Source organism: Castellaniella sp. (assembly GCF_034007085.1).
Classification (GTDB): domain Bacteria; phylum Pseudomonadota; class Gammaproteobacteria; order Burkholderiales; family Burkholderiaceae_B; genus Castellaniella.
Genome location: NZ_JAVERO010000061.1, coordinates 1 through 11941, shown reverse-complemented (window position 1 = coordinate 11941; position 11941 = coordinate 1). Strand labels below are relative to the sequence as shown.

Genomic DNA, 11941 nt, shown 5'->3' with positions numbered 1-11941 from the left:
AGGTCGTGTTCCTCGACCTGCAGACCGGCCACAAATTCATCTCGCGTTCGTCCCTGAATTCCCGCGAAACGACCGAGATCGACGGCAAGACCTACCCGCTCTTCAAGTGCGACGTGACTTCGGAATCGCATCCCTTCTACACCGGCGCCCAGACCCGCATCGTCGAAACCGGCCGCGTGGAAAAATTCCGCGCCCGCTTTGCCCGGACGGCCGGCACCGTCAAAAAATAAGGGCCTCACGCTGCACAAGCTGTGCTTGCTGTCCCACCTCGCGGCTCACATGCCGCTCGGATTCGCCAGTCAGTCCCCTTTTTCGCAGCAGCAGTCGCTCTGAAAGGCAGCCGTCGGGCTGCCTTTTTCATTTAACATGGGCGCATTCTTCCGCCCCCCTTTTCTGGTGTTTTCCCGGTGCTGTCCCAAGATCTGCGATCGACGCCCGCCCGTCTGACGGCCACAGCCGCCGCCAAACTGCCCAGACCGTTCCTGCTGTGCATCGGCCTGGTTTACATCCTGGCCGGCCTGTTCTATCGCGACCCCTGGAAAACAGACGATGTCACCGGGCTGGCCACCATGTTCACCGCCCTGTCAGGCCAGGATCTGGCCTGGCTGCTGCCCCAGGTCGGCCATCTGGCCCAGGCCCAGGACGGCCCCCTGGCCACCTGGGTCGGCGCCGCCTTCATCTGGGCGTTGCGTCCCCTGTTCGAGATCTTCTTCAACCCCTTGGATGCGGCCATCATCGCCTCACGCGTCCCCAACCTGCTGTGGTTTGCCCTGCTCACGGGCTCGATCTGGTACGGCACCTATCTGCTGGGCCGGCGCCCGGAATCCCAGCCGCTGGCCCTGCCATTCGGCGGCGAACCCAGCCCCCGCGATTATGGCCGCATGCTGGCCGATGCCGCCCTGCTGCTGATCGTCGCCACGGTCGGCATCGTCTGGCGCATGCACGAGACCTCCGAAGTTCCGGCCATGATCGCCTGCCAGGCCCTGGCATTCTATGCCGTGGCCCGCATGCTGGATCATCCCGTATCGGGGGCCATCACCCTGGGCCTGGCCGTGGGCCTGGCCTTCCTGGCACGCGGCTGGCTGGGTGCCCTGCCATTGATCCTGGCCGTGCCCATCGCCTTTCTGCCCGGCTGCGCCCTGGCGGCCGAACGCAAATGGCTGGCCGTCAGTGCCCTGATCGCCGCCACGCTGATGCTGTTGTGGTGGATCCCTGCCCGGACTTTCGGTCCGTACTGGACCGAAAGCTGGCTGCTCTGGTCGCGCAACGCCTTTGACTGGCCCAGCGCCCGTGCCTGGGGCAGCGTGCTGCGCGACCTGCCCTGGTTCCTCTGGCCCACCTGGCCACTGGCGCTGCTGGCGCTATGGCGCTGGCGCGACTGGTTCAGCGCACCCCATATTGGCATCCCACTGGGCTTTGTCATCGGGGCGCTGCTGACGCTGCTGGCCAGCGCCGACCCCTTCGAACCCGAATACGCCACCCTGGCCGTGCCCTGCGCCGTCCTGGCAGCCTTCGCCCTGCCGACCCTGCGGCGCGGTGTGGTCAATACCCTGGACTGGTTCGCAGTGATGTGTTTTTCGCTGACGTCCGCCACCGTCTGGCTGGGATGGGTCGCGCTGCAAGCCGGCTGGCCCGCCCAGATCGCCGCCAACATCGATCGCCAGACCCGGGGCTTCGAACCTCACATTGCCTGGCCCGCCACGGCCTTCGCCATTCTGGGTACCCTGGCCTGGATTGCCCTGGTGCGCTGGCGCCTGCGCAGCCGTCCGGCCGGCCTCTGGCGCGGCACGGCGCTGTCGGCCGGAGGCCTGATCACGACCTGGCTGCTGCTGGCCACCCTGTGGATGCCCGCCCTCGATTATGTGCGCAGCTACCGCGAGGTCTCGGCGTCGCTGGCCGCTGCCCTGGCGCACAACCGCCAGCCGGGCGAATGCATCCGTACCCAGGGCCTGGGCAGCGGCCAACGTGCGTCCTTCCTGGTGTTCAATGACATCGAATTCAGCTTTGATGGCCACTGCCCCCTGCTGCTGCAACAGCTCAGTCCCCGCAGCCTGGAATCAGGCGAAGCCTGGCTGGCCGACCATCCCGCGCTCTGGGAAGGCCGCCGCGGCCCCGACCGCCACGAAATGTTCCGCCTGCTGCGCCTGCAACCCTGACATCCCGTCCGACCATTTCACGCATTCCATGACCGATGCCTCGCACACCGGCCGGCCTGCTGCCCCCTGGCGCACCATTCTGCAACAGGCCTGGCCAATCCTGGTCAGTTCCTGGGCCGGGATCATCTTTGCCGTTCTGGACACCGCCATGGTCGGACACGCCAGCGCTGCCGACCTTCAGGCAATGTCGCTGGGCGCCTCGGTTTACGTCACGGTCTTTGTCGGCCTGATGGGCGTGGTGCATGCCCTGATCCCGATCATCGCCCAGCATTTCGGCGCCGGACGCCTGCACGAGGCCGGCCGGGCCTGGGGCCAGGGCGTCTGGCTGGCCCTGGGCCTGTCCGTCCTGGGCGGTGCCTGCCTGCTGTTTCCCGATGCCTGGCTCAGCCTGTCCGGCGATGTCGAGCCTGACGTGCGCCGGCGAGTCGCAGGCTACCTGATCGCCCTGGCCCTGGCCCTGCCGTCGGCCTTGCTGTTTCGCACGATCTACGCCACCTCGACGGCCATCTCCCAGACCCGTGAAGTCATGGCAATCAACCTCGGCAGCGTGATCTTCAAACTGCTGTTCAACGTCTGGTTCATTTTCGGCGGCCTGGGCCTGCCTGCGATGGGCGCCATCGGCGCGGGCATCTCCACCCTGGTGGTGGACTGGATGATGCTGGCAGCCGGGCTATGGATGATCCGCCACCGGCAGGCCTTTCGCGCCCTGGCCCCACGGCTGGCGCGCCCACGCTGGTCCGACCAAAAGGAACTCCTGCGCCTGGGCCTGCCCATGGGCGGATCCTACCTGATCGAAGTCTGCGCCTTCAGTTTCATGGCGCTGCTGATCGCCCGTGATGGCCTGTACGTCAGCGGTGCCCAGCAGATCCTGGCCAACCTGATCGCGCTGGCCTATATGCTGCCGATGTCCCTGAGCCTGGCCACTGCCTCGCTCACCGCGCAGGCCGTCGGCGCGCACGACCCGGCCCGGGCCCGGCGCACGGGACTGAGCGGGATCGCACTGGTCGCCCTGGGCGCACTGCTGACCGGCGGGGTTCTGGTCTTGGGCCGGCACGCTATCGTGCGCGCTTACACGGACGAAATCCAGGTCGCCGCCATCGCTCTGACGCTGTTGCAGATCGCCCCCTGGTTCCATTTCTGGGACGCCATGCATTGCATTGGCGCCTACATCCTGAGAGCCTACAAGATCGCTTTGGTGCCCCTGATCCTGCAGGTCGCTGCACTGACCGGACTGGGCCTGGTCGGCGGCTGGTGGCTGGGCTATGGTCCGGCGGCAGGCGCGCTGGCTCCGGCAGTTCATCGATTGATGCCGGGCGCCCCGGTCGGTGCCGCCACGATGTGGATCATGGCCATGCTCGGACTGTCGTTGTCGGCCCTGCTGCTGTTTGCCTGGTACGGGCACGTCCTGCGCCGATCGGTACGCGACCACTGATCTGCGCGGGGGCAACTGGCCTGTACAGACAGGCCGCTCAGGCCGCGCGCCCCGATGGCTCGGATTCCGGTTCCGGTTCACCGGCCCCCGCCGGGGCAGGCGTCACCAGTTCCACGACCTTGCTGCGCGACAGCACGCCAATGAATTCCCCCTGCTCCCCCGTGACGGCCAGGGGTTCAGGCGTGCGCAGCAGCCGTGCCAGCACCTCACCCAGCCCGGCCGAGGCCGGCACGGATGCCATGTCACTGAGATAGCGGGAAATATCGCGCGCGCCATCGTGAACGGCACGCTGCGCATCGGCCCGCATCAGCACTCCCGTCAGTCGTTTGCCGTCCAGCACAGCGGCATAGTCATAGCCCCGGGTCGCCAGGCGCTCCAGTGCATGCGCAGGATGCGTGCGCATGGTCAGTTTCAGCGGACGCTCATTGCAGGCATGCGAGGCATTGAGCACCTTGCCCCGATTCACGTCCTGCAGAAAAGATTCGATGTAATCATTGGCCGGCGACAGCAGGATGTCCTCGGGCGTGCCTTCCTGGATCAGTTCGCCGTCCTTCAGGATGGCGATCCGGTTGCCCAGCCGCAGGGCTTCGTCCAGATCGTGCGTGATGAAGACAATGGTCTTGTTCAGCCTGGCCTGCAGCGCCAGCAACTGGTCCTGCATTTCATGGCGGATGAGCGGGTCCAGCGCAGAAAAGGCTTCATCCATCAGCAGGATCTCGGCATCCGTGGCCAACGCCCGCGCCAGACCCACACGCTGCTGCATCCCGCCGGACAATTGATGGGGATACTGAGCCTCGAAACCGGACAGGCCGACCTGTTCCAGCCAATGCATGGCGCGCTCTTCGCGCTCGGCCCGGCGCACGCCCTGCACGGCCAGGCCGTAGGCGGCATTGTCCAGGACCGTCCGGTGCGGCAGCAGGCCAAAACGCTGGAACACCATACTCATCTTGCGCTGGCGGAACTGTTCCAGTTCACGTGGCTTCAGGCTGAGCACATCCACCCCGTCAACCAGGATCTGCCCGGCACTGGGCTCGATCAGCCGGTTGAAATGCCGGATCAGGGTCGATTTGCCGGATCCCGACAGGCCCATGATCACGTGGATGTGGCCTTCCTGGATGGACAGACTGATGTCGCGCAGGCCCAGGGTATGGCCGCTGCGTTCCAGCAGGGCCTCCTTGGACAGGCCTTCGCGGGCGGCAGCCAGCCAGCGGTCCGGGCGCGGACCGAAGATCTTGTAGATATTGTGGACTTCGATCTTGCTCATGTCAGCGCTCCCTGATCTGCCAGCGGCGGCCAAAACGCTGGGTGATGCGGTCGAAGATAATGGCCAGGATGACGATGCCCAGGCCAGCCAGCAGACCCCGGCCGACCTGCAGCCGATTGATGCCCTGCAGGACTTCGTAGCCCAGGCCGCGCACGCCGATCATGGAGGCGATCACCACCATGGCCAGCGCCATCATGGTGGTCTGGTTGATGCCCGCCATGATGTTGGGCAGCGCCAACGGCAGCTGCACGCCAAAAAGCTGCCGGCTGCGGCTGGCACCAAAGGCACGCGAGGCTTCCAGGACTTCGGCATCCACCAGGCGGATGCCCAGGTCGGTCAGCCGGATGACCGGCGGCACGGCGTAGATCACGGTGGCAAACAGCGCCGCCAGCTTGCCCAGGTTGAACAGCATGACCACCGGAATCAGGTAGACGAAACTGGGCATGGTCTGCATGACGTCCAGGATCGGCAGCATCATGGCGCGTACCCAGCGGAAGCTGGCCATGGCAATCCCCACGGGAATGCCGATGATCACCGAAAACGCCACGGCCACGATCATCAGGGACAGCGTCTGCATGGCGGCCTCCCAGAGGCCGATGGCGCCCACCAGGCACAGCAGCGCGCCCATGGCCAGGCTGAAGCGCCAGGCCCGGCTGCCCAGCCAGGCCAGGCCCATGATGATGGCCACGATCATCCACCACGGCGAATGCCGCAGCAGATTGTCGGACCAGATCAGCAGATCCAGCAGAGGCTGGGTCAACGCCCGCAACAGGTCGGAATACTGCATCACCAGCCCATTGACGAAGTCGTCGATGGGCCGCTGCAGGTCCCGGGCAGAAATCAATTCAGGAAACATGCAGGCCTCCTTACAGGGCAGCCTTGACACGCTCCGTCACATCGGCAGGCAACCATTCAGTCCAGATGGCCTGCTGGTTCTTCAGGAACCACATGGCCGTCGGCTGGGGCTCGGCCTCGTTCTTTTCCATGTAGGCCATGGTCTGGTTCATGATGTCCAGAGGCACCTTGACCTTGGACAGGAACGCGGTCAGCTTTGGCGCATCCTGGGTGAACTGGGTGGTGACCGCCGTGAACACCGGGTTTTCAGGGTAATCGGACGCCTGGGGATTTTCGCAGTTCGGGTCGGTCAGGCATTGCTGCTTGGCAACGTCATACGGGGGCAATTCCAGCTTGACCAGATCCATGGAGCCCACCAGCGGGGTTGGATACCAGTAGTAGAACACGACGTTCTCCTTGCGCTGATACGCCGCGGTCAGCGCGGCCTTCTGGGTCGCGCCCGTGCCGGGGGAGAACAAGGTGAACGTATCGCCCAGGCCCAGGGACCTGAACAGATTGGTGCTGACGACCTCGCAGCCCCAGCCGGCCGGACAGCCGTAGAAACGCCCCTTGGATGGTTCTTCCGGGTCCTTGAACGCATCCTTGAATTTCGGCAGATCGGCAGCCTTTTTCAATTCGGGCAGGCGTTCGGCCGTGTACTTGGGAATGAACCAGGCTTCGCCGCCCATGTAGATGTCGCCAATGCGCTTGACGCGGCCGGAGGCCTCGGCCTTGGTCCAGGGTTCCAGGATGCTGTTCAGCCAGATCTCGCTGTTGATGTCCAGATCGCCCCGTTCGAGCGCCGCCAGCGCCGGCAAGGTTTCCGTCGGCAGGACCTCGGAATCACAGCCATAGCCGTGCTTGGCGATGAACCGCTCGACCTCGACCAGAACCAGGTTGGATTCCCAGTTCATGCCGCCGAAACGCACGGAACGGTCGAGTTCACATTGCGGCGCGGCAGCCGCCTGGGACACGGACGGGGCCAGCGCCAGGCCAGCCAGCGCAGCCGACAGGGCCAGGCCCAGCACCCTACGGGATGAACGGGGGAAACGCGTCGCAGCGGGCGACGAAGCAACAGAAGCGGAAATAGACATGATGCCTCCTTTGGGTTACGGAGACGCCAGAGACACACTGAGTGACCGACGCCATAGCTTGAGGGAGGGTGTGCGGAAGACGGCCGCAGGCCGCCAATACATACCAGCACTGCTGGCGCAAAGCGCCTTGGACAGGCAGGGCCATGAACGATATGGCGCCGCCAGAATTGACAGTAAAACGACAAAAGAAGGTCTATTTTACATGCAAGATACAAGAAAATAAAGCCCGTTCATGGAAATCGCCAGCGGTGGCGACAGAAAACGGACTCGCCACCAGGCCGCCGCACGGCGGCCTGGCCGACTGCGGAATGGCTCAGCGATCCCGGTAGATGTAATCCCGCCGCCAGGGATAGGCCTGCCCTTGCGGGTAGTCCAGTTCGTCGGCACGCCCCGTCGGCTGCGGCTGGGCAATGATCTGATGCAGGGCGATCCAGCCATGCTCGAAACCCATCGCACACCCTGCCAGGTACATGCGATAGGCCCGCAAGGACCGCTCGCCCTGGGGCGTATTCAGGATGGCACGCGCCTCGTCCAGGCGGGATTCCAGGGTATTGCTCCAGGCCCACAGCGTGCGCGCATAGTGCGGCCGCAGATTTTCGACATCCAGCGCTTCCAGGCCGGCTTCGGCCAGCGTCTGCTGCACGTAGTGGATATGGGACAGTTCCCCGCCGGGAAAGATGAATTTCTCGATGAAATCCCCCATTCCGGCGCCGAGTTCGCTGTTGTCCAGCCCGCCCGCCGTGATGCCATGGTTCAGGATCAGGCCGCCGGGGCGCACCAGCCGGCGCAGCTTGGAGAAATAGCGGGTCAGCTGCGCCCGCCCCACGTGCTCGAACATGCCGACCGAGGCGATCTTGTCGTAAGGCCGGGATTCGTCAAGCTGGCGGTAATCCAGCCGTTCCATGCGCACACGCCCGGACAGGCCTTTTTCCTGGATCAGGCGATTGACGTAGGCATGCTGATTGTTCGACAGCGTGATGCCGGTGACATCGACATCATAGTGTTCTGCCGCCCACAGCATCAGGCCGCCCCAGCCGCCACCGACGTCCAGGAACCGTTCACCGGGTTTCAGGGCCAGCTTGCGGCAGATGTGATCGAGCTTGGCCTCCTGGGCCTGGGCCAGGGTGAAATCCGGTTCGCGATAGTAGGCACAGGAATAGACCCGGCGCGGATCCAGCCACAGGGCATAGAAATCATCGGACAGATCGTAGTGGAACTCGATCTGTCGCGCATCCCGTTCGATCGAATGGCGCCAGACCGACACCAACCGCCTGACCAGGCTGGTCAGCCAGCCCGAACGCGCCAGGTCCACGGGCGACCCTGGCAGAATGCTGGCAGCCAGCCGCATCAGATCCTGCATGGAACCGTCGAATTCGAACTTGCCTTCGACATAGTCTTCGCCCAGAACGCCGACCTCGCCCGCCACGAAATGCGTCAGCACGGTCGCATCGCGCACCCGCAGGCGGATGGCGGCATCCGTGGCGCCGATTTTCTGCCCATCGGGCAGTTCCATGGATACGGGCATGGGCAATGCGCCCAGCTTGCTCTCGATGATGGATGCGATCGCAGTCAACTCAGGCCTCCGTCAATCATGTACAAGACCTTGCTATAGTAGAGCGCCCATCTGCACAGCTTCAAGCACCCCGGCGCTTTCCTGCCCATCCACAGACCATGGACTCCCGATCCTGCTCGCCGCCGATGCCGCCCTGGCTGATCCTGATGGGTGCGCTCGCCGCGCTCGGCCCCCTGGCCATCGACATGTACCTGCCTGCCTTCGGCGCCATGGCGCTGGACCTGCAGGTCCATCCGAGCCTGGTCGAACGCACCCTGGCCAGCTATCTGCTGGGCCTGGCCCTGGCCCAGCTGGCCTATGGCCCGCTGGCTGACCGCTACGGCCGCAAGCCACCGCTACTGCTCGGCCTGACACTGTTCTCGATCGCCTCTGTCGCCTGCGCGCTGAGCCAGGACATCGACCACCTGATCCTGTGGCGCGTGGTCCAGGCCTTCGGCGGTGCGGCCGGCATGGTGATCCCCCGCGCCGTGATCCGCGATCACCTCGACACCCGCGAAGCCGCCCAGGCCATGTCCCTGCTGATGCTGGTGATGGGCGTGATGCCCATCCTGGCCCCTCTGCTGGGTGGTCAGGCCGTAACACTGGGATCCTGGCGCACCGTGTTCTACCTGATGGGCCTGATCGGCATCGCCCTGTGGCTGGCCGTGGCGCTGCGAATGCGCGAATCCCTGGACCCCGCACGGCGCTCGCCGCTGGCCGTTGGCGCCATCACCGCCCATTTCCGCCTGCTGCTGACCCACCGCCGCTTCATGGGCTATACCCTGGCCGGCGGCTTCGGATCGGGCGGCATGTTCGCCTACATCGCGGGCTCGCCCCAGGTTTTCATCACGATCTATGGCGTTGATCCGCGCTGGTTCGGCCTGCTGTTCGGCCTGAACGCGGCCGCGCTGATCCTGGCTTCGCAGATCGGCGCCCGCCTGCTGAATCGCCATCCTCCCATCCGCTTGCTGCACCGCGCCCAGGGCACACTGGTGTTGATGACGCTGGCCGCCCTGGCACTGACGCTGCTGGGCTGGATCAACCTGCCGCTGCTGATGCTGTGCCTGATGGGTTTCATGGCCAGCCAGGGCTTCGTCGGCCCCAATGCCGCCGCCTTGGCCCTGTCCGAGCAGGGCCCGCGCCTGGGGGTGGCCTCGGCCCTGATGGGCGCACTGCAGATGCTCTGTGGCGCGCTGGCCGGTTTCGCCGTCAGCACCTGGCATACCGGCACCCCTCTGCCCCTGACAGCTACGCTGGCCACCTGCGCGACCCTGTCGTGGTTTTCAGGCCGCATGGCCATGGGGCCAGCCAGACAAGCTGCTTGATTTATCTAAGCATTTCGATATAGAATGCAAGGCTTTCCCGATATACATACAGAGGTGAGACCATGGCACGCGTATGCCAAGTAACCGGCAAAGGCCCGATGGTGGGCAACAACGTCTCGCACGCCAACAACAAAACCAAGCGTCGTTTCCTGCCCAACCTGCAATCGCGCCGGTTCTGGGTCGAATCCGAAAACCGCTGGGTGCGCCTGCGCGTATCCACCAAGGCCCTGCGCACCATCGACAAGAACGGCATCGATGCCGTCCTGGCCGACCTGCGTGCCCGTGGCGAACTGGCCTGATCGGCCGCGCATAGGAGCACACCATGGCTAAAGGCATCCGCGAAAAAATCAAGCTCGAATCGACCGCCGGCACGGGTCATTTCTACACGACCACAAAAAACAAGCGCAACATGCCGGAAAAAATGCTGATCAAGAAATTTGATCCGGTCGCGCGCAAGCACGTCGAATACAAGGAAACCAAACTGAAATAATCCGGGGTCGCCTCTTCCCGGACCGTCTCACCGGTTTCAACGAAAATCCCCGCCTTCGTGCGGGGATTTTCGTTTGGATGCGCCAGGACGCGGGCTCCATGCCGCACGACCCTCTATAATGTCGGGCTGGCCCTTTTCATTCCCTCTTGACAGACAGATCCATGCAGGAACGCTATATCCCGAACCAGGTCGAAACCGAAGCCCAGTCCCACTGGCGTGCGGGTGACGTCTATCGCGTCACCGAACACGCCACCCAGCCGGACGGCTCGCCCAAGCCCAAGTTCTACGCCTGCTCGATGCTGCCCTACCCCAGCGGCAAGCTCCACATGGGTCATGTGCGCAACTACACCATCAACGACATGATGGCCCGCCAGCTGCGCATGCGCGGCTACAACGTGCTCATGCCCATGGGCTGGGACGCCTTCGGCATGCCGGCCGAAAACGCTGCCATGAAATCCGGCGTCCCCCCGGCCAAATGGACCTACGACAACATCGCCTACATGAAAAAACAGATGCAGGCGATGGGACTGGCGATCGACTGGTCGCGCGAAATGTGCGCCTGCGACCCGTCCTACTACAAGTGGAACCAGTGGCTGTTCCTGAAAATGCTTGAAAAGGGCATTGCCTACCGCAAGACCCAGATCGTCAACTGGGACCCGGTCGACCAGACCGTGCTGGCCAACGAACAAGTCATCGATGGCCGTGGCTGGCGTTCCGGCGCACCGGTCGAAAAGCGCGAAATCCCCGGCTACTATCTGCGCATCACCGACTACGCGGACGAACTGCTCGACACCCTGGAAGACGGCCTGCCCGGCTGGCCGGAACGCGTGCGCCTGATGCAGGAAAACTGGATCGGCAAAAGCGAAGGCGTGCGTTTTGCCTTCCGTCACGACATCCGTGACGCGAATGGCGCCTTGATCCAGGATGGCCTGATGCACGTCTTCACGACACGCGCCGACACCATCATGGGGGTGACCTTCTGCGCCGTGGCGCCAGAACACCCGCTGGCCACGCATGCGGCGCGCAGCAACGCCGAACTGGCCGCCTTCATCGAAGCCTGCCGCCAGGGCGGCACGACCGAGGCCGAACTGGCCACGCGCGAAAAAGAGGGCCTGCCCACCGGCCTGTCCGTCATCCACCCGCTCACGGGCGATCCGGTCCCCGTCTGGGTCGGCAACTACGTGCTCATGAGCTACGGCGATGGCGCCGTCATGGGCGTGCCTGCCCACGACGAGCGCGACTTCGCCTTTGCGCAAAAATACGGCCTGCCCATCCGCCAGGTCATCGCTGCCGAAGGCAAGACCTATTCCACAGACGCCTGGCAGGACTGGTACAGCGACAAGCAGATCGGCCGCACGATCCATTCCGGCCAATACGACGGCCTCACCACCGCCGAGGCCATCCAGGCCGTCGCGGCAGACCTGCAATCCCAGGGCCTGGGCGAACTGCGCACCACCTGGCGCCTGCGCGACTGGGGGATTTCCCGCCAGCGCTACTGGGGCACTCCGATCCCCATCATCCACTGCGCCGATTGCGGTCCGGTGCCGGTCCCCGAAAAAGACCTGCCCGTGGTACTGCCCGAAGACCTGGTCCCCGACGGATCCGGCAACCCGCTGGCCAAGCACGAGGGCTTTCTTGCCTGCCAATGCCCGTCCTGCGGCAAGCCGGCGCGGCGCGAAACCGACACCATGGACACATTCATCGATTCGTCCTGGTATTTCATGCGCTACACCTCGCCCGGCAACGACCAGGCCATGGTCGATGCCCGCAATGACTACTGGATGCCGATGGACC

Annotated in this window: 11 protein-coding genes; 7 read left to right on the top strand and 4 right to left on the bottom strand. The window is 64.5% G+C overall.

Going from position 1 to position 11941, the window contains the following annotated elements; translation table 11 throughout:
• The 3 genes from RBR29_RS07110 to RBR29_RS07100 all read left to right on the top strand — a co-directional run.
• Positions 1-230: type B 50S ribosomal protein L31 (locus RBR29_RS07110; protein WP_320348268.1), on the top strand; the 230-nt coding region annotated here is incomplete at its 5' end.
• A gap of 180 nt (positions 231-410) precedes the next feature.
• Entirely contained in the window at positions 411-2156 is a 1746-nt protein-coding gene (locus RBR29_RS07105) for a glycosyltransferase (RefSeq protein ID WP_320348269.1), read from the top strand.
• 28 nt (positions 2157-2184) lie between these two features.
• Positions 2185-3588: an MATE family efflux transporter gene (locus RBR29_RS07100; protein ID WP_320348267.1), complete on the top strand. Its 1404-nt coding sequence runs from the start codon at positions 2185-2187 to the stop codon at positions 3586-3588.
• Between the two features lie 37 nt (positions 3589-3625).
• Here the strand turns inward: RBR29_RS07100 and RBR29_RS07095 are convergent, their stop codons facing one another.
• The 4 genes from RBR29_RS07095 to RBR29_RS07080 all read right to left on the bottom strand — a co-directional run bounded on the left by RBR29_RS07095 (position 3626) and on the right by RBR29_RS07080 (position 8353).
• The gene (locus RBR29_RS07095) at positions 3626-4852 is read right to left on the bottom strand and encodes a glycine betaine/L-proline ABC transporter ATP-binding protein (protein WP_320348266.1); all 1227 of its coding nucleotides are present in this window, start codon (positions 4850-4852) and stop codon (positions 3626-3628) included.
• 1 nt (position 4853) lies between these two features.
• The gene (locus tag RBR29_RS07090; RefSeq protein ID WP_320348265.1) at positions 4854-5708 is read right to left on the bottom strand and encodes a proline/glycine betaine ABC transporter permease; all 855 of its coding nucleotides are present in this window, start codon (positions 5706-5708) and stop codon (positions 4854-4856) included.
• Positions 5709-5718: 10 nt separating this feature from the next.
• Positions 5719-6780 (bottom strand): ABC transporter substrate-binding protein, encoded by a 1062-nt coding sequence (locus tag RBR29_RS07085; RefSeq protein ID WP_320348264.1) that lies wholly within the window; start codon positions 6778-6780, stop codon positions 5719-5721.
• A gap of 313 nt (positions 6781-7093) precedes the next feature.
• Positions 7094-8353: a class I SAM-dependent methyltransferase gene (locus tag RBR29_RS07080; RefSeq protein WP_320348263.1), complete on the bottom strand. Its 1260-nt coding sequence runs from the start codon at positions 8351-8353 to the stop codon at positions 7094-7096.
• Positions 8354-8451: 98 nt separating this feature from the next.
• Between RBR29_RS07080 and RBR29_RS07075 the strand changes: the two genes are divergently transcribed.
• The 4 genes from RBR29_RS07075 to leuS all read left to right on the top strand — a co-directional run.
• Positions 8452-9657 carry a Bcr/CflA family multidrug efflux MFS transporter gene (locus tag RBR29_RS07075; RefSeq protein ID WP_320348262.1) on the top strand — a complete coding sequence of 402 codons (1206 nt, stop codon included), beginning with the start codon at positions 8452-8454 and terminating at the stop codon, positions 9655-9657.
• A 62-nt stretch (positions 9658-9719) separates the two neighbouring features.
• Positions 9720-9956, top strand: coding sequence for a 50S ribosomal protein L28 (rpmB, locus tag RBR29_RS07070; RefSeq protein ID WP_043681023.1), 237 nt, complete (start codon positions 9720-9722; stop codon positions 9954-9956).
• 23 nt (positions 9957-9979) lie between these two features.
• Positions 9980-10147 carry a 50S ribosomal protein L33 gene (gene rpmG, locus RBR29_RS07065; protein ID WP_094854780.1) on the top strand — a complete coding sequence of 56 codons (168 nt, stop codon included), beginning with the start codon at positions 9980-9982 and terminating at the stop codon, positions 10145-10147.
• 161 nt (positions 10148-10308) lie between these two features.
• Positions 10309-11941 (top strand): leucine--tRNA ligase (gene leuS / locus RBR29_RS07060; RefSeq protein ID WP_320348261.1); only part of this gene is annotated, 1633 nt, incomplete at its 3' end.